Annotated in this window: 14 protein-coding genes and 1 pseudogene; 5 read left to right on the plus strand and 10 right to left on the minus strand. The window is 64.7% G+C overall.

The features are described from left to right. Window positions 1-13: 13 nt before the first annotated feature. The gene (ribF, locus tag MI302_RS04180; RefSeq protein ID WP_239726307.1) at window positions 14-898 is read right to left on the minus strand and encodes a riboflavin biosynthesis protein RibF; all 885 of its coding nucleotides are present in this window, start codon (window positions 896-898) and stop codon (window positions 14-16) included. Next, window positions 876-1,364, minus strand: a complete 489-nt coding sequence (locus MI302_RS04185) for an NUDIX hydrolase (protein WP_126164687.1) — start codon at window positions 1,362-1,364, stop codon at window positions 876-878. The genes ribF and MI302_RS04185 overlap by 23 nt, the downstream gene beginning before the upstream one ends. Before the next feature lie 286 nt (window positions 1,365-1,650). Between MI302_RS04185 and MI302_RS04190 the strand changes: the two genes are divergently transcribed. Further along, window positions 1,651-2,151 carry a 2'-5' RNA ligase family protein gene (locus tag MI302_RS04190; RefSeq protein ID WP_126208981.1) on the plus strand — a complete coding sequence of 167 codons (501 nt, stop codon included), beginning with the start codon at window positions 1,651-1,653 and terminating at the stop codon, window positions 2,149-2,151. Between the two features lie 3 nt (window positions 2,152-2,154). Here MI302_RS04190 and rpoD read toward each other — a convergent pair whose 3' ends face one another. Together rpoD and MI302_RS04200 are read right to left on the minus strand one after the other, a co-directional pair. Then, window positions 2,155-3,639 carry an RNA polymerase sigma factor RpoD gene (gene rpoD / locus MI302_RS04195; RefSeq protein ID WP_126203009.1) on the minus strand — a complete coding sequence of 495 codons (1,485 nt, stop codon included), beginning with the start codon at window positions 3,637-3,639 and terminating at the stop codon, window positions 2,155-2,157. A gap of 24 nt (window positions 3,640-3,663) precedes the next feature. Further along, window positions 3,664-4,794 carry a class I SAM-dependent methyltransferase gene (locus MI302_RS04200; RefSeq protein WP_126203008.1) on the minus strand — a complete coding sequence of 377 codons (1,131 nt, stop codon included), beginning with the start codon at window positions 4,792-4,794 and terminating at the stop codon, window positions 3,664-3,666. Window positions 4,795-4,882: 88 nt separating this feature from the next. On the opposite strand from MI302_RS04200, the gene MI302_RS04205 reads away from it, so the two are divergent. Together MI302_RS04205 and MI302_RS04210 are read left to right on the plus strand one after the other, a co-directional pair. Continuing rightward, on the plus strand, window positions 4,883-6,100 hold the full coding sequence (locus MI302_RS04205; protein WP_239726308.1) for an aspartate kinase: 1,218 nt from the start codon (window positions 4,883-4,885) through the stop codon (window positions 6,098-6,100). Then, window positions 6,100-6,564, plus strand: coding sequence for a phosphoribosyltransferase (locus MI302_RS04210; protein ID WP_239726309.1), 465 nt, complete (start codon window positions 6,100-6,102; stop codon window positions 6,562-6,564). Before MI302_RS04205 ends, MI302_RS04210 begins: the two co-directional genes overlap by 1 nt. Window positions 6,565-6,606: 42 nt before the next feature. Here the strand turns inward: MI302_RS04210 and MI302_RS04215 are convergent, their stop codons facing one another. The 6 genes and pseudogenes from MI302_RS04215 to MI302_RS04240 all read right to left on the minus strand — a co-directional run bounded on the left by MI302_RS04215 (window position 6,607) and on the right by MI302_RS04240 (window position 15,331). Then, window positions 6,607-7,590, minus strand: coding sequence for a malate dehydrogenase (locus MI302_RS04215; protein ID WP_239726310.1), 984 nt, complete (start codon window positions 7,588-7,590; stop codon window positions 6,607-6,609). 39 nt (window positions 7,591-7,629) lie between these two features. Continuing rightward, window positions 7,630-9,360, minus strand: a complete 1,731-nt coding sequence (gene dnaG, locus MI302_RS04220) for a DNA primase (RefSeq protein WP_239726311.1) — start codon at window positions 9,358-9,360, stop codon at window positions 7,630-7,632. After that, window positions 9,339-11,966 (minus strand): adenylate/guanylate cyclase domain-containing protein, encoded by a 2,628-nt coding sequence (locus MI302_RS04225; protein ID WP_239726312.1) that lies wholly within the window; start codon window positions 11,964-11,966, stop codon window positions 9,339-9,341. The genes dnaG and MI302_RS04225 overlap by 22 nt, the downstream gene beginning before the upstream one ends. Before the next feature lies 1 nt (window position 11,967). Further along, window positions 11,968-12,420 (minus strand): hypothetical protein, encoded by a 453-nt coding sequence (locus tag MI302_RS04230; RefSeq protein ID WP_019549966.1) that lies wholly within the window; start codon window positions 12,418-12,420, stop codon window positions 11,968-11,970. A 9-nt stretch (window positions 12,421-12,429) separates the two neighbouring features. After that, on the minus strand, window positions 12,430-14,667 hold the full coding sequence (locus MI302_RS04235) for a DEAD/DEAH box helicase (RefSeq protein ID WP_239726313.1): 2,238 nt from the start codon (window positions 14,665-14,667) through the stop codon (window positions 12,430-12,432). Window positions 14,668-14,708: 41 nt separating this feature from the next. Then, window positions 14,709-15,331, minus strand: a pseudogene (locus MI302_RS04240) (N-acetyltransferase family protein). Window positions 15,332-15,478: 147 nt separating this feature from the next. Here MI302_RS04240 and MI302_RS04245 point away from each other — a divergent pair. Then, window positions 15,479-16,078: an IS607 family transposase gene (locus tag MI302_RS04245; protein ID WP_172958042.1), complete on the plus strand. Its 600-nt coding sequence runs from the start codon at window positions 15,479-15,481 to the stop codon at window positions 16,076-16,078. Then, complete coding sequence (locus MI302_RS04250) at window positions 16,053-17,639, plus strand: zinc ribbon domain-containing protein (RefSeq protein WP_015716192.1); 1,587 nt, start codon at window positions 16,053-16,055, stop codon at window positions 17,637-17,639. Before MI302_RS04245 ends, MI302_RS04250 begins: the two co-directional genes overlap by 26 nt. Window positions 17,640-17,655: the final 16 nt, after the last annotated feature.

Here is a 17,655-nt window from a genome sequence, read left to right on the forward strand (position 1 = left end):
GGCTGGGGTGGTATTAGAGGCCAAAGTAAGCGCGGGCCGAGGCTACATCCTTGGCGATCTGGGCCTGGAGCTCCTCGAGGCTCGCAAAACGCCTTTCTTCCCGGAGGCGCTTCAGAAAGACCAGGCGCATCTCCTCGCCGTAAAGGTCGCCGGCGAAACCCAAAAGGTGAACTTCCAGCCGCCTTTCCGAGCCGTTTACCGTGGGCCTCGTGCCCACGTTGGCCACTCCCTTGTACCGGCCAAAAGCCCCCTGGGCCTCCACGGCGAATACCCCTGGAGGGAGGACCTTATTTGGGTGAACGGCCAGGTTGGCGGTGGGGAAGCCCAGTTTCCTCCCTAGCTTCTCCCCCTCCACCACCACCCCGTAGGCCCCGTAGGGCCGGCCCAGGAGGTGGCGCGCCTCCTCCACCCGGCCCTCCTGTAACAGGGCGCGGATGCGGCTACTTTTCACCGGTTCCCCACCTAGGGTCAAAAGGGGAACGGTACGCACAGGGGCCACCTGGGCCAGGTCCTCTGGACCCCCGCTCCGGCCCCTGCCGAAGCGGAAATCCTCCCCCACGTAGATGCGGCTGGCTCCAAGCTTCCTCAGATCCTCCAAAAACTCCTCCGCCTTCCTCTTCGCAAAGGTTTCGTTAAAGGCCACCGCCAGGATGAGCTCCACCCCCAGGGCCCTCAGGGCCTCCACCTTCTCCGTAAGGTCCATCAGGAACCCTTCCCCCCGGGTAAAGACCTTGGTGGGGGGGTCAAAGGTGTAGACCAGAAGGGGCTGGTGTAGGCTCTTAGCCTCGGCTAGGGCTTGGTGCAGAAGGTACTGGTGGCCAAGGTGCACCCCATCAAAGGAGCCCACGGCCACCACTTTGGGTCCTTTCGGAACGTCAACGACCTCGGAGAAAAGCATGGTAGTAGAGAACCCCCACAAGGCCCGTGGCCGAGAACTCCAGCTCCCCTTCTTGGTGCATCCGGAGGGCCTTTTCCGGTTCCAACCAGACTACCTGGATATCCTCGTCGTCATCCGGGGTGGCCGGTACTTCCCGTAGATTCTCTGCCAGGAAGACGTGGGTTTTCTCGTCGGTGAAGCCGGGGGAGACGTAGTAGCTGAAAAGGTAGGTGAGGTCTCCCGCAAGGCCCGTTTCCTCGGCCAGCTCCCGCTTTGCCGCCTCCAGGGGGTCCTCCCCGGGCTCGATGAGGCCGGCCGGGATCTCTAAGGGGGCCAGGCCTACGGCAGGCCTAGGCTGGCGCACGAAGAGCATCTTCCCATCCCTTAGGGCGATGATGGCCACCGCCGGTTTGTGTTCCACGATCTCGTAGGGGCCTTGCAAGGCTAGGTTCAGGATGCGGCCCCGGTACAGGTAAGTGCGGCTCACGTACCCATGTTAAGACCAAAAGCCCCGGGGCAGGGGGCCCCGGGGTTGCCCGCCGCTGGTTACTGGAGCGCGTTCAGCGTGGCCAGGAGGACGGCACGGGTATAGGTGGGGTTATGCACACCTTTGGAACCGTCGTTATCCAGCAGCAGGTAGTTCCAGCTGGCCCGTACGATGGGGTCTTTGGTGGCGAAGGGGCCAGTCTACACCCCCATCATGGCTTAAGTCAAAGGATAGGATGTCCCGGTGAAGGCGGAGGTGGGGGGGCGTTGTGGGTATACTGGGCGGCGTGTACGGGGTGCTGGTGTGGCCGCCGGAAGACCTTAAAGGTTTTCTGGAAAGGCTACAGGCCCAGTATGGGGTGAGGGGGTTTGGCCCCCCTCACCTCAACCTGCGCCAGCCCTTTGACTGGCCCTATGAGGAGGAGGCTTTGAAGATCGCCCTTGCGGGCATCCTCCGGGGGCATGCCCCTTTCCGGTTACGCCTGGGGGGCTTTGGGTATTTCCCCCAGGGGGTGGTTTACCTGAGGGCCTATGGGGGCACGCCTTTCCGGCGGCTTTACCACGCCCTGGAGCCCTTGGCCCCGCCCCTTAAGGAGATCGAGGGTCCCAGCTACCTGCCCCACATCACCTTAGCCCTGGGGCTTAGCGAGGAGGAGGCCAAAGGGCTGGTAGAGAAGCTTCCTAAGCCGCCCCGGCGTTCCTTTATGGTGAGGGAGGTGGCCTTGGCGCGAGACGAAGATGAGGGCCACCTCGAGGAGGTGGCCCGGTTTCCCCTCGGTAGCTGCTAAGGGTTAGTCCAGGAAGTCCCGCAGTTTGCGGGTGCGGGACTCGTGGTACTTGAGCTTCCTCAGGGCCTTGTTCTCGATCTGACGGATGCGCTCCCGGGTGACCCCGAAGTAGGCCCCCACCTCCTCGAGGGTGTGCTCCCGTCCATCAATCAGCCCTTTACGGAGTTTCAGCACCATGGCCTCGCGTTCGGAGAGCTTGGAAAGGGCCTTTTCCAGCTCCTCCGCCAGGAGGCTCTGGGCGGCGGCGTCCACGGGGGAGGGGAGGTGCTCGTCGGGGATGAAGTCTCCGTAGAAGCTGTCCTTTTCGTCCCCGATGGGGGTTTCCAGGGAAACCGGTTCCTGGGCGATCTTTAAGGTTTCCTCCACCCGCTTGGCGTCCCAGCCCGGGCCCATGGCCTCGGCGATCTCCTCGTAGGTGGGCTCCCGGCCCAGTTCCTGCTGGAGGGAGCGGGCGGTGCGGGAGAGCTTGTTGATGGTCTCCACCATGTGGACGGGAATGCGGATGGTGCGGGCCTGGTCGGCGATGGCCCGGTTGATGGCCTGGCGGATCCACCAGGTGGCGTAGGTGGAGAACTTGAAGCGCCGCTTGTACTCGAACTTCTCCACGGCCCGGATGAGGCCCTGGTTGCCCTCCTGGATCAGATCCAGGAAGGAGAGCCCGCGGCCGGTGTACTTCTTGGCGATGGACACCACCAGCCTCAGGTTGGCCTCGATGAGGTGCTGGCGGGCGGCCTCGCCTTCGCGGGCGATGTGGAGGTAGCGCTTTAGTTCCTTGGGGAGGCTTTTGAGCTTTTGGTCGATTTCCTCCACCGTCTTGGGGTCCAGCTTCTCCTTCAGGCCCGGGATCTGGCTAATGCGGGCCGAACCCAGGATCTTGGCCCGCACCACCTCCCGGATCAGGTCCTGGTCCAGCCCTGTGGCCTCGGAGAGCTTTTTGATGGCCTCCATCCCCTCCTCCACCTTCCTGGCCAGCTCGATCTCCTCCTCCAGGGTGAGGAGGGGGACCTGGCCGATCTCGTGCAGGTACTGGCGCACGGGATCGGAGGTGGAAACCTTGGGCAGGGCAAGCTCCTCCTCTTCCTCGAAGAGCTCCTCGCCCAGGTAGTCCGGGGAGGGACCTTCCTCGGGAAGGAGGAGGTCATCGGCTTCCAAGTAGCTCTCGTCCGCCATGGGATCTAAGGGCTCGTCCAGGAAGATCTCGGGGGCGAGGTCGGGCCCCTCTACCTCGAGGGGGGGTTCTTCCGGGGCCTCCAGGTAGCTTCCCTGGAGGGGATCCTGGGCCAGGGGTGCCATTTCCTCCTCGTGAGGGATTTCCTCTTTAGCCTCCAGGGGGGCCGGTGGGGCCTTCTTCCGGTTTTTCGAGGTGGTTCCCCCGGAGCCCGCCTTGGGGGCTTTTTCCGTGGCGGTCATGGATTCTTGGGTCTGGAGGGCCATCCTTTCCTCTTCCCCGGCAGTAACCTGCTTCACCTTGTTCTTGGTCTTCTTCAACGCGGACCTCCCTCCTTGGGGTTGCTATCCCCGTCTGGCCTTCTCAGCGAAAAGCACCTTGTACTCCCTCACCAAAAGCGTCCTAAAAGCGCCAAAGCGCTCTTCCAGTAGGGGCTCGTACTTGAGAAAGGGGTTTGCCACCAGGAAAAACCCACCGCCCGGCTTCAGCCGGGCCGCCGCCGCTTCCACGAAGGCCTGGGCCACATCCAGGATGACCGCTCCCCCCACGTGAAAGGGGGGGTTCGTAACTATGATGTCAAATGCCTCTTCCTCTGTCAAGGCCTCGTCCACATCGGAGTGGAACACCCTGGCGGAAAGGCGGTTTTCCGCCAGGTTCCTTTCTAGGGAATGGACCGACACCAGGTCGTCCTCGAGGGCCGTCACCTCCCCGCCCAGGCGGGCCAGGGGCAGGGTGAGGGCTCCGTAGCCTGCCCCCAGGTCCAGGATGCGCCTGCCGCGGATACCTTCCCGGCCTACCTCCCCCACCAGGGCTTCCAGGAGAAGCACCGAGGCCTTGTCCACCTTCCCCGCGGAAAAGACCCCCGGCAGGTGGAAGAAGGTGAAGGTCTCCCCCAAAAGCCTTGCCTGGAACGGGTGCCAGAGGGAGGGTAGAGGTGGGGCTTCCCGTTCCTTTTCCAGAAGGGCCACCCGCACTGGGCCTTCCCGCTTGAGGACCAGGCCGTACCCCAGAAGGGCCCGGGCTTCCTTGAAGTAGCGCTCAAAGCCCTTGTTCTTGTCCCCGGCCAGGTAGACCCGGCCCCCCATCCTCAAGGCCCGGGCGGCGGACACCAAGGTGGCCTCTACGTAAGCGGTGCCCCGGCCTGCGGGCAGGGCCAGGACCACCAGGTCGTAGGCGTTTTTCTCCGCTTCCCAAGGAGGGGCCAGGCGGGCCTTCAGGCCGCTGGACTGGAGGCAGCGGAAGGCGGCCCTCGAGGTTTCCAGCCTGTCCACCTCCATCCGGCCCTCCAGGGGCAGGCTGGCCAGACCCACCCCGGGGTTCAGGTCCAGGGCCCTCTGGCCGAAGGGGGCCACGGCAGCCTGTAGGGCCTCGTAAACCGGGTCCCGGTACCCACGGGCCCCCGGCTTCACGTAAAGCACCCCCCCGGGCCGGGGCAGGGGGGTAAGGCGGTGGTACTCGGCTAGGGTCAGGCCCACATCGCTTTAGGATACGGGGCTTGGGGTGAAGGGGCAAATGTGATAATATTCCTTTTCAAGCCGCCCCTTGGGCGGAAAGGAGGCAAGCGTGTCCCTGGTCGTGCAAAAATATGGCGGCACCTCCGTGGGCGACCTGGAGCGCATCCACAAGGTGGCCCAGCGCATCGCCCACTACCGGGAGAAGGGGCATAGGCTGGCGGTGGTGGTTTCGGCCATGGGCCACACCACCGACGAGCTCATCGCTCTGGCCAAGCGGGTGAACCCGAGACCTCCCTTCCGGGAGCTGGACCTCCTCACCACCACAGGGGAGCAGGTTTCCGTGGCCCTCCTTTCCATGCAACTCTGGGCCATGGGCATCCCGGCCAGGGGCTTTGTGCAGCACCAGATCGGCATCGTCACGGATGGGCGCTTTGGCGATGCCCGTATCCTCGAGGTGAACCCAAACCGCATCCAGGAGGCCCTGGACCAGGGGTATGTGGCGGTGATCGCCGGCTTCATGGGCACCACCCCCGAGGGGGAGATCACCACCTTGGGCCGGGGGGGGTCCGACACCACCGCCGTGGCCATTGCCGCCGCCCTGGGGGCCAAGGAGTGCGAGATCTACACGGACACGGAAGGGGTTTACACCACGGACCCCCACCTGATTCCCGAGGCCCGGAAGCTTGAGGTGATCGGCTACGACCAGATGCTGGAGATGGCCGCCCTGGGGGCCAGGGTCCTCCACCCCCGGGCGGTGTACTATGCCAAGCGTTACGGGGTGGTGCTCCACGTCCGCTCCAGCTTTTCCTATAACCCCGGTACCCTGGTGAAGGAGGTCAACATGGAAATGGGCAAGGTGGTGACGGGTGCGGCCTTGGATCTGGACCACGCCCAGATCGGGCTTATCGGGATCCCCGACCAGCCGGGGATTGCCGCCAAGGTCTTCCAGGCCCTGGCCGAGCGGGGCATCGCCGTGGACATGATCATCCAGGGGGTTCCCGGGCACGATCCCTCCCGGCAGCAGATGGCCTTCACCGTGAAGAAGGATTTCGCCCAGGAGGCCCTCGAGGCCCTGGAGCCCGTTTTGGCCGAGATTGGGGGAGAGGCCCTTCTGCGCCCCGATATCGCCAAGGTGTCCATCGTGGGGGTGGGGCTGGCCTCGGCCCCGGAGATCCCCGCCAGGATGTTCCAGGTGGTGGCCTCCACCGGGGCCAACATTGAGATGATCGCCACCAGCGAGGTGCGCATCTCCGTCATCATCCCGGCCCAATTTGCCGAGGCTGCCCTGAGGGCTGTCCACCAAGCCTTTGAGCTGGATAAGCCCTGATGGAAAGGCTTTTCCTCTCCTGGGAATCGCTCCTTGGCCTGGTGCGCCACCTGGCCGGAAGGCTTCAGGGGGAGGAGTTTGACCTCATCCTGGGGATCGCCCGGGGTGGACTCATCCCCACGGCCCTTCTGGCCCAGGCCCTGGGCGCGCGGGACATCCTCACGGCGGCGGTGATGTTCTACGAGGGAGAGGAGGCCCTTCCCGAGCCCGTGTTCTTGCAGTTCCCCCCGGATCCCTTGCTCTTCGGCAAAAGGGTCTTGCTGGTGGACGACGTTTGGGACTCGGGGCGGACGGCCCTGGCGGTGAAGGCCCGGGTCCGCCAGGCGGGAGGGTTTCCCCTGGTGGCCACCCTGCACTTCAAGCCCGGCCGGAACCAGGTGCCGGACGAACCCGACGTGTACGCCGAGGCCACGGAGGCCTGGGTGGTCTACCCCTGGGCCACGGAGGTCTGGCTAAAAACCTGACCCCGCCCTGGCCAAAGGCGAGGGCGGGGGCCCGGCCAGGCCCTAAATAAGCCCTAGGGCCTTCACCTGTTCCATCTCGTCCAGAAGCTCCTTTGCGGTGATCTCCATCCGCTTCCTGGCGAACTCGTTGATCTCCAGGCCCTGGACGATCTCGTACTTCCCGCCCCTAGCGGTGACGGGGAAGGAGTAGACGATGCCCTCGGGAACCCCGTAGGAACTATCCGAAGGAATGGCCATGGAAACCCAGTCCCCCTCGGGGGTGCCCAGGGCCCAGTCCCGGATGTGCTCTATGGCGGCGTTGGCGGCGCTGGCGGCGCTGGAGGCGCCCCGGGCCTGGATGATGGCCGCTCCCCTTTGGGCCACGGTGGGGATGAACTCCTTCTCGTACCAATCCATGTCCACCAGCTCCAAAGCGGGCTTCCCGTCCACTTCCGCATGGAAGAGGTCGGGGAACATGGTGGAGGAGTGGTTGCCCCACACGGCAATGCGGCGGATCCGGTCCACGGGAACCCCCGTCTTCTTGGAAAGCTGGGCCTTGGCCCGGTTGTGGTCCAGCCGGGTCATGGCGGTGAAGTTTTTGGGGTCAAGGCCCTCTGCGTTTTTGTAGGCGATGAGGGCGTTGGTGTTGGCGGGGTTGCCCACCACCAGGACCTTGACGTCCCGCTTGGCCACCTCGGCCAGGGCCCGGCCCTGCTCGGTGAAGATCTTGCCGTTCATCTCCAGGAGGTCGCGGCGCTCCATGCCCGCCTTCCTGGGGGCCGCCCCCACCAGAAGGGCATAGTCGGCGTCCTTAAAGGCCACCTTGGGGTCGTCCGTGGCCACGATCCCCGCCAAAAGGGGGAAGGCGCAGTCCTCGAGTTCCATGATGACGCCCTCCAGGGCTCTCAGGGCCTGGGGAATCTCCAGGAGCTGGAGGATCACGGGCTGGTCCTTTCCCAGCATCTCGCCTGCGGCGATGCGGAAAAGAAGGCTGTAACCGATCTGGCCGGCAGCGCCGGTGACCGCCACACGAACGGGGCTTTTCATCCTTTACCTCCTTGGGCCTAAGCCCGAAAGGATTTTACCTTAAAGCTTCCGGTAGATGCGCCGTTCTGCCTCTATGGCCTGGTCCAGTTCCTGGATTTCCCGCAAGATCTCCATGCTGGGGTTGCGGCTTAGCTCCTCCTTCAGTTTGGCCCGGCGCTCCAGGTAGTAGGCCTCCCGCAGGCGGGCCAGGGTTTTCTCCAGGATCTCGGGGAACCTGGGCTCGTCCACAGAGGGGACCAGCATCAACCTTTCCAGAAGGATGCCCCCCGCCTCCTTGCGGCTTAGCACCTGGCGCAGGTAGTCCCGGCGGGGTTCGCGGCTGGCCAGCTCCAGGAACTCGGAAAGTAAGGAGCCTTCCGGGGGCCAGACGTGAAGGGCCGTGTGGTGCACCCACTCGGCGAAGCGTTCCTCCGGCACGGAGAGGAGGAGGGCCATCACGTCCAGCTCCAGAAGGAGGACCCGGTTTTTGGGCTCGGCCTTGGGGGGTTGGGGGGGTGGACGCCGGCCCCGCTTGAGGCTGGCCAGGTAATCCTCCAGCTGGCGCAGGGAAAGGCCCAACCGCTCCACCACCAGGGCCTTAAGGCGGTCGGCCACCGGGTCGAAGGGCTCAGGGGAGAGCATCCTGGGGGTGAGGGCTTCCAGGACCTTCCGTTTGTGCTCGGGGCGGGTCAGGTCCAGGCCCCGGGTGGCCTCCTGGAAGCGGAACTCCACCTCGGGAAGGGCTTCCTCTAAGGCTTTCTGGAATAGGGCCGGGCCCTCGGGCAGAAGAAGGAGGTCGCCCGGGTCCTTGCTGGGCAGGCGCACCGCATAGAAGAGGAACTTCCGGGCCAAGGAGAGGTCCAGGCTTTGCAGGGTGGCCCTTTGCCCCGCCTCGTCGGCATCAAAGGCCAGGTAGACTTCCCGCACCTCCTGCATCTCCAGAAGACGGGCTTGCTCCTCGGAAAGCCCCGAGCCCAAGACCGCCACCGCCTCCGCGAAGCCCATCTGGTGCAGGGCGATGGCGTCGAAAAGTCCCTCCACCACGATGGCCCGTCCCTGGCGCAGCTTGGCCTTGGCCTCCGGGTAGGCGAAGAGCACCTCCCGCTTGCGGAAGAGGGGGGTTTCCGGGGAGTTCAGGTACTTGGGGGTTTCCTCCCCCAGGGCCCTTCCCGTGAAGGCGACGATCCTGCCCAGGTGATCCTTGATGGGGAAGGTGATGCGGTTCCTGAAGCGGTCATAGAAGCGCCCATCCTTTTCCGCCAGGACCCCCGCTTTAAGGCCTTCCTCCGGGCTGATGCCGTGTCGGCTCAGGTGGGTGAGGAGGCCGTCCCCCTTGGTCGGGGCGTAGCCCAGGCCGAAGCGGGCGATGCTTTCCGGGGAAAGCCCCCGCCTTTGCAGGTACTCCTGGGCCTCGAGGGAAGCCTTGAGCCCCTCCAGGAAGTACTCCTGGGAGAGCTTGAGGACATCCAAAAGCTCCCGGCGCTTGGCGGGGGCACCCGCCTTAGGAATCTCCACCCCCGCTTCCTCCGCCAGGCGCTCCAGGGCCTGCATGAAGTCCAGGCCCTCAATTTTCTCCACGAAAGCGAAAAGATCTCCCCCGGCCTTGCAGCCGAAGCAGTGGAAAAGCCCCTTCTCCTCATCCACGTAAAAGGAGGGGGTCTTCTCCTGGTGGAAGGGGCAAAGGCCCTTCCAGCGGCCGCGGCCAGCGGGTTTCAGGGCCACGTAGCGGGAAACCACCTCCTTTAGGGAGAGGCGGCGCTTGATGGCCTCTACCGCTTGTGCCGCATCCATCCTGCCCCCCGCTTACGCCATAGCCTTAGGACCCACCTTCCCAGGATACCGTACCCTCGGAGGTCGCCATCAGGCTCTTCGCCTGCCAAAACCGCCTGCCACACCCGCGTTAGGGGGACGGAAGGGGGGAAACCCAGGAGGTGTTCCACCTTTTCCCCCTGCTCCAGGAGGAGCTGGGCCCTAAGGAGCCTCGCTACCTCCAGGTGCACCGCAAACCCCGTGCGGTGGGTCTGGTAGAGGAGGTACTGGGAAAGCGTCTTGGCCTTGTTGGGAGACCTGGGCCAAAGGTAAAGGGCCAAGGAGGTCAGGGCCAGGTGGTAGACGTAAGGGTTGGAAAGCCGGCGAGCCTCCCGCAAGGTCTCCTTGAGGAGGGGGGTGGGGTCCAGGTTCCTCTGCCAGCGGTGGTGGGCCAAGGCCAGGATGCCGAGGCCCTTGCCGTCGGGGTGCCTTAGGGCTTCCTGGAAGAGGTCCTCCCGGAAGCGCCCCTTGAGGGTCCAGGCGGAGAGGAGGGCGGCGGCCAGCCAGGGATGGGGCATCTGGCGGTGGGCGGCCTCGCCTTCCTCCAGGGCCTCAGGAAGGCGGCCGGTTTCCAGAAGGAGGCGAAGCCGGGTGGCTTGGAAGCGGGTTTCCGATTCCAGGTCCCCGGGTGGCTTCTCCTTTAGCAGGGCTTCCGCTTCGGCATAGCGGCCCAGGTCCATGAGGAGGCCGGCCTTCAGGCTTTGCCCGTGGAGCCTCAAGGAGGCGGGCACCAGGGGATGGAACTCGTTAAGGACCTCGAGGGCCTGCCGGGGCTGGAAGGCCCGCCACAAGGCCCCCCCCACCTGGAGGCGGGCCTGGGCTTCCTCCAGGGGGTAGGGCTTGAGGCCAGGGAGCAGGGGGAGGAGGTCCAGGGGGTTTTGGGCTTGGCGGAAGGACGCCAGGACGGGGTCTTGGGACCTGGGGCCTCCTTGGGCCTCCGGGGCCTGGCCCAAGGAGGCCTGGGCGTCCTGGAGTTCCTTCTGAAGGCTTGCCCGCCAGGAGGAGGGGGCGGCCTCGAGGGCCTCCTGGTAAAGGGGTATGGCCCTTTCCGGATGGCCCTGCCGCCAGGCCTTTTGGGCGAGGATCCTCAGAGCCTGGGCGGCCTCCCTTTTCTCTTGGGCCCGCTTGAGGTGCTGGACCATGAGCCGGAAGTCTCCCTTATCCCGGTAAAACTGGGCGGCTGCCCGGTGCCAGGCTTTGGCCTGTTCCTCCGGCACCAGGGCCCGGGCCACTTGAAGGATTTCCGGGAGGGGCTTACCCTCCTGCAAAAGGCCTTCTTTCTCCAGGCGTCTGGTGGAGAAGGTTCCCATGAGCCGCTCTGCGATCCTGAGCAGCTCGGTCCGGCTTTGCTCCAAACGAAGGGTGACCAGGGCTTCGTGCAACACCCCGAGGGCCAGAAGGGCTTGCCGTTCCGCTAGGGGAAGGGCATCCAGGGCGGGCTGCAATGCGAGAAGCGGGGGTGCCTTCAGGCCCTGGACCTCCAGGGTGGGTTGGAAGAGGGGCTTGCGGCTTTCCGCCAAAACCATCAGGTGAGGGAAGGAGTGCTGAAGGAGGGATTGCAGGATGCCATCGGGGGTATGGAGGTTTTTGGCCACCAGGAGAAGGGGGTGGGGCAGGTTTTCCAAAACCCTTTTCCAGGCCTCGTAGATGGCGGCCTCCAGGGCCTCGCGCTTCCAGGGGGGGCGGGCCTCGAGGCCCAGGCTGTACCGAAGGGCCACGGAAAGTTCTGGGGAAAGCTCCGCCAGGGCCAGAAAAGCCTCCACCTGGCCGAAGGTTCGTTCCACCGCCTGGCTTAGGGTGGAGCGCAAGGGGGTTTCCGGCCCCATGCGCTCCAGGACCACCACGGGGTGAGGGGCCAGCTCTATGAACCTATCCAGGATGAGGCTCTTTCCGCTTCCCGGTGGCCCCACCAGGTTGAGGCGGGCAGGAGGGCCCTGAAAGGTCTTCAGCAAGGTGGCCAGGAGGTCCTCGCCTTCCGGCCCCAGGTCCAGGCTCACGCTCCTTACCCGAAAAACCTCCACTGCCCCAAGCCCCTTGGCCTCCCTAGGGCCCAGGGGGTCCGCCGCCACCCCCGGGGCCAGGGCCAGGGTGGTGGGCTCGGTGAGCACTTCCTTGGGGTGGGCCAGTTTGCTGAGCCGCTCGGCCAGGACCACCGGCGGGCCTACCGCCGTGGGTTCCCCTGCCTGGCCGCTTCCTAAGGGGGCCCAAAGCACTTCCCCGCTGGCCACTCCGGCCCGGGCAGGAAGAGGTGAGGAGCCCACCATCTCCAAGGCGGCCTCCAGGGCCCGCCAGGGCTCCTTTCCCCGGGCCCTGGGGGCCCCGAAGAGGACGAGGATGCCATCCCCCAGGAAGCGGTGGACGAATCCTCCCTTAGCCCGGGCCACGCGGGCGGCCTCCTCGAGGGCCTCCTGAAGCTGCTGGTAGGCCACCTGGAGGCCGGCTTGGAAGTGCTGGCTGGAGTTCACCAGGTCGTAGAAGAGGACGCTCACATACCGCCTCTCCTCGGGCAGAAGAGCCCCCAACGCCCGGCCGCAGGCCATGCAGAACCGGGCCTCAGGAGGGTTTTTCTGCCCGCATTCGCAGCGCATCTCACTCCCGGAAGAGCATGAGGGGCGGCCAGAGGAGGACCTCGGCCCGTTTCGGCAGAGGGATATCGCTGTAAACCACCACCCGTAGGGGGCCCTCCAACAGGTAAAACCCTTCTCCCAAGGGGGTGGTTTCTCCTCCTATCCGGTAGCTGGCCCCTTCCCGCTCCACGAAGGCCTCCCTCCTTAACGGCTCGGCTTGGCGCACCATCCCGTGGAGGAGCACCGGCACTCCCCCCGTAGGGGCTGGGGGGGCTCCCCGGTCAAAGGCGTAGACGATCTGGCCTTGGACCAGGGCCTCCAACACGGGGCTTCCCCAGGGCTCGGGGAAGAGGTAGGCCTCTACCCTATAGGCGCGGAAGCGGTCAAGAAAGCTTTCGGGGCTTTCCTCAATGGAGCCTATCGGCTGACCAATGTGGCCTATGGGCTGGCCCTGGGTGGGGCCTTTGGGGTTCATGGGAAGAGTTTAATGCAGGGTCCTTTGGGGGAGGGAGAGGGTGAGGCTGGCCGCCAGCATAAGGGCGGCCTTTTTATCCAGGTATTGGTTGCCGTTGCCGCACTTGGGGGAGAGGATGCAGCGGGGGCATCCCTCCTCGCAGGGGCAGGCCTTGAGGAGTTCCAGGGCCGATCGCACCCACTCGGGGAAGCGGCGGGCTGCCTGCCGGACGTAGCCCACGCCTCCTGGATAGCCGTCATAGATGAAGATGGTGGGGCCCCCTCCCGAAGGGAGGGGCCGGGGGTAGGAGGGGTAGGAGATCCCTCCGATGTCCTGCCGTTCCGCCAGGACAAAAAGGGGAAGAAGGCCGATCAGGGTGTGCTCCAGGGCGTGGATACCCCCGGGGATCTGCTGGAAAGGGATCACCAGGGGAGGGTGGAACCAAAGGGCCTCCGTGGGAAAGGAGATCTCGGGAAGCTCCAGGGGTACCTCCTCCAAGATGCTTCCCGTGAAGAAGCGTTTCTTGACATAGGCCACCACCCTCTCCCTTAGGACCACCTTGCCCACCCAGACCCCATGCCCCATGGCCTCCCCCGAGAGGACCTCGAGGTCGGTTTCCGCCCGGGGCTCGGTGTAGTGGTCCTCGAGGGCCGGCAAAAGCCAGATCTCCCGCCTCTCCGGGTCAATGTTGCGCACCAAAAAGCTCTCCCCCCCGTGAAGGTAAATAGCCCCGGGATGGGCCTCCCAGTAGGCCTGGCGTTCGTCCAGGTAGCCCAGCACCTCCCCGTCTGGCCCCTTCAGGGTGAAGGTGTTGCCCAGGCCCCTTAAGGTCAGGTCCCGGTGGGGGTGGCGCTTGGGGGTGTAGTAGCGGCCTTCCTTCTCCCGAAGCTCAGCCAGGGCCTCGGGGCAGGGGATAAAAGGCCCGGGGGATCCCGCTTGGCCAGGGTGGACTTCTTCCCGGGAAAGGGGCTTTTCCCAAGCGGCGGCGTGGAGGTGAAGGGGGCAGAGCACGGGGTTTTTCGGATCGGCTACCGCCACCTCGGGTGGCGTCCTTAGAAGGAGTTCGGGCCGATGGAGGAAGTACTCGTCCAAGGGATCCTCCCTGGGGATGTAGACCACCAGGGCCCTTCGCCTTCCCCGGCCTGCCCGGCCTGCCCGCTGCCAGAAGGCGGACACGGAGCCCGGGTAGCCCACCAGGGCCACGGCGTCTAGCTCCCCGATGTCCACCCCTAGCTCCAGGGCGCTGGTGGAGACCAGGACCTGGACCTCCCCCGTCTTCAAGGCCTCCTCCAGGCGACGCCTCTCCTTGGCGGTGTAGCCCGCCCGATACGGGCGCACCCTGGGGTGGGCGGCGTAGCGGGCGATGAGCTCGGCGCTTTTCCTGGCGTTGGTGAAGATGAGCCCCCTTATGCCCCCTTCGGCCCAGGTCCGGGCCAGGTAGGCGGCCTCCAGGAGGGGGCTTCGCCGCCTTTCCCCCTTGGCGTCTAAGGGCTTGGGAAGAAGCACCAGAAGCTCCCGCTCCGAGCGGGCCACCTCCTCCCTTAGCTCCACAAAGGGAAGGCCGGTGAGGCCTTCTGCGTGCTCCCTGGCGTTGCCGATGGTGGCGCTGGCGGCAATCACCTGGGGGTTCGCCCCGTAGTGGCGGGCCAGGCGCAATAGGCGGAAGAGGACCAGGGCCACGTGGGTCCCGAAGACCCCCCGGTAGGCGTGAAGCTCGTCCAGGACCAGGTAGCGGAGCCGGGAAAGGAAGGAGGCGAACTCCCCGTGCCGGGGTAGAAGGCCAAAGTGGAGCATGTCGGGATTGCTGAGGAGGATGAGGCCCTCTTGCTTGGCCTTCCGCCTTACCTCCCCCCGGGTATCCCCGTCGTAGGGGTAGATCCCCTGGACCCCCAAGGCTTCGGCCATGGCCTTAAGCCGCCCTAGCTGGTCGTGGGCCAGGGCCTTGGTGGGGAAAAGGAGAAGGCTGGTTCCTCCCTCCATGGCGGCCTTGAGCACGGGGATTTGGAAGACCAGGCTCTTGCCCGCGGCGGTGGAGTAGGCCATGACCACGTTTTTCCCCTCCTCTATGGCCTTGAGGGCTTCCTTTTGGTGGGCGAAGGGTTTCAGGCCCAAGGCCTCGAGGACCCCGGCAAAGATCCCCTGATAGGGGACTGTTCTAGGGGGGTTGGGGGGAAGGGTCTTGGCGAAGACAAACCGGCCCCGGAACTCCGGATTCGCTTCTAACCAGTCCCGGTAGCTTTCCCATCCCCGTAAGGCCTCAGGCAGCACCTTTCCATTATGGCCCTTCGCTCCTTTTCCTTGGGGAGGGGCTATAGTTCCTTGACCCAGACCTCGTGGATGACGGGGTGGCCGTGGTAGGGAGCCCAGAAGGGGCTGGCCCGCTTGGCATAGAGGCGGAAGCCCTGGCTCTGGTAGAGCCTACGGGCGGCGGTGTTGGCCCGGGTGGTGGAGAGCTGGACCCCCTTTACCCCTTTTTGCTTGAGACACTCCAGGAAGTCGGCAAGGAGAGCTTTTCCCAGACCCTTCCCTTGGGCTTTTGGGTCCACGGCGATGTGCAGGTGGGCGGGGTAGAGCCTCTTGGGGGCCTTGGGGCCTGGGAAGAGCAGAAGCCTTAGAAGGTAGCGGAGGTGGGGGAGGGGGGGCCGTAAAACCCTAGGAGGAGCTTGAGAAAAAGAAGGGGGAGGCGGGGAAGAAGGTAGAGGGTAAGGGCCAGGTTGGAGCAGGCACCCAGGATGTAGCCCAGAATTTCCCCTTGTTCCTCCGCCACCCGGTTGCAACAACCCCGCCTGAGGTAAGGGGCCACAAAAAGCTCCCCCCATAGCTCCCGGCTGGGGAAGACCAAAGGGCCTTGGCGGCCCAGGAGGAGGGTCTCATGGGAAAGCCGGGTGATGGCGGGGAGGTCCCTTTCCTCGGCGGGGCGGAGGAGGGCCACGGAACTACTCTAGCCTTAAAATGCCCCTTGTGCGCCGCCTAGCCCCCTGGCAGTGGTTTTTGGCCCTCCTGGTCCTGATACCGGTTGCCAAAGTTGTGGTCTGTTATTGACGTCTATCCTCTTCTGTGTTAAGGTAAAGGCGGAGAGATAGGGGTGAAGCTGTCCCATTGGGCCAGAAAGCACGGGATTCCCTACCGCACCGCCTGGAAGTGGTTCAAGCAAGGGATTCTGCCTGCCAGGGCCATCCAGCTACCCACGGGCACCATCCTGGTTCTTGAGGAAGAGGAAGAGGTTAGGCTCCCCCAGGATGCTGCGGCCATCTACACCCGGGTCTCGGTGCACGAGGCCAGGGACGACCTGGAACGCCAGGTCCAGAGGCTCCAGGACTACGCCGCTGCCAGGGGTTACCGGGTGGTGCGGGTGGTGAAGGAAGTGGCTTCGGGTCTGAACGATCGCAGGCCTCGTCTGGAAAAACTGCTTTTGGAGAAAGACTACGGGGTGCTCCTGGTAGAGCACAGGGACCGCCTGACCCGTTTCGGCTTTCACTATCTGGAACTGCTTCTCCATGAGCAGGGGAAGCGGGTGGAGGTGGTGAACGAGGCGGACACTCCCAGGGCGGATCTCATTGAAGACTTCGTGGCGGTGATCTACTCGTTTGCCGCAAGGCTGTACGGTTTGAGGGGGAAAAGGAAAGCCCGCAAGATCGTCTCGGAGCTGGTGGATGAAGCGCGGGAAGCGAACGGATGAAATCTACGGAAGCTACCTCCTCCCCCACGCCATGAACCGGGGGAAGGAGGAGAAGGTTCTTCAGGTGCTCCGCCAGTACCGCAGGGCGGCGGAAGGGATCCAACGCCTCCACCTGCGCCGTTTCTTTGAGGAAGGTAGCCTCTCCCGTTTCCTGGACCCCACAAGCGTTGGTCAGCCCCAAGGGGGCTACCTTGAAAGCCCCCTCTCCGACCGCTACCTGTGGGTGTGCTCCCAGCAGGTGGTGGACATGCTCAAGGGGCACCTGGAGCACCTGAAGAACAGGGTACGGGAGATTCTTCTTGGCTCTTCCCTTCCCAGGGAGAAGCGGGAGGTGCTCCTTCTTCTCAACTCCCGGGAGGCCTGGCTGAAGCCCGAGGTGCGCCAGGCCCTGGCCGAAGGGCAACCGCTGGTCTTTAAGGTTGTACGGAAAGACGAGAGCGGCAGGGAAAGGACCAAAACCCTCCAGGCCACCCCCGAGGACCTGCGCCTCCTACTCCATCTGTTCCGCCGGGCCAGGAAGGAACTTACCTGGCCCGGCATGCACCGCATCCAGATGCACCTGGATGGGAAGGTGGTCCGCTACGAGCCCAGGGGAAGGGGAAGGGGGAAACAAGCCACCCACTTCCCCGCCTGGCTCCATCTGGCCACCCTGGAGAAGGGGAAGAGGGTGGCCATCCCCCTGGGGGAGAACCCTTATGCCGAGGGCCGTAAGGGAGAGTGGCGGGATTTCTTTCAGGTCGGAGAGGAGAATGGAAGGGTCCAGATCCGTAGGGTTAAGGCCCTGAGCCCTAAGCCTTACACTCCCAGAACTGAACGCCTGGCGGTGGATATCGGGCTTTCCCCCCTTATCGCCACGGATCGCGGGGACCTCCTGGGCCGGGGTTTCCTGCGCCTTCTTGCCGCCTACGATACCGAGATCCAAACCATAGCCAAAAGAGCACAAAGGGAAGGCCGAAAGCTCTCCCAGGTACCCGAGTACCGAGAAGCGATGGGAAGACTCCGGGGATTCCTGAAAAACGAGGTGAACCGCCTTCTCAACCGGCTGGTGGCACTGCACGCACCCGCGGTGCTGGTGGTGGAAAGACTGGACCTGCGTTCTCCCGAGCTTTCCCGCCGGATGAACCGTCTTCTCTCCAACTTCGGGAGGCGCTACCTGAAGGAGAAACTGGCCCGGCTCGGGGAACTTTACGGGATCAAGGTGGTGGAGGTAAATCCCGCGTACTCCTCCCAAGCGTGCTCACGGTGCGGGTACGTGGACCCCAGGAACCGCAGGGATACCCAGACCTTTGTCTGCCAGGCTTGTGGGCACAGGGGCAACGCCCAGGTGAACGCGGCCAGAAACCTTCTCCGGAGAAGTTCTCCGGAGGAGTCCGTCATCACCTTCACCCCGAAAAGGGAGACCCTTCGCCTGCTTCTGCGGAGGTATGCGGAGAGGTCTCGCCCCGGGTCAAGGCTGAGACCCGGGATACCGGGCGGAAGGAGTGCCGCCCTGGAGCAGGTGTGGGGGAAGAACCCTTACCTGAAGGGCTTTCCCGACCTGCTCCGAACCCTGGGGGGATAGAAGGGAATAAAAGGGG

Origin of the sequence: Thermus sp. NEB1569 (genome assembly GCF_022385295.1) — a bacterium.
Taxonomy (GTDB): domain Bacteria; phylum Deinococcota; class Deinococci; order Deinococcales; family Thermaceae; genus Thermus; species Thermus scotoductus.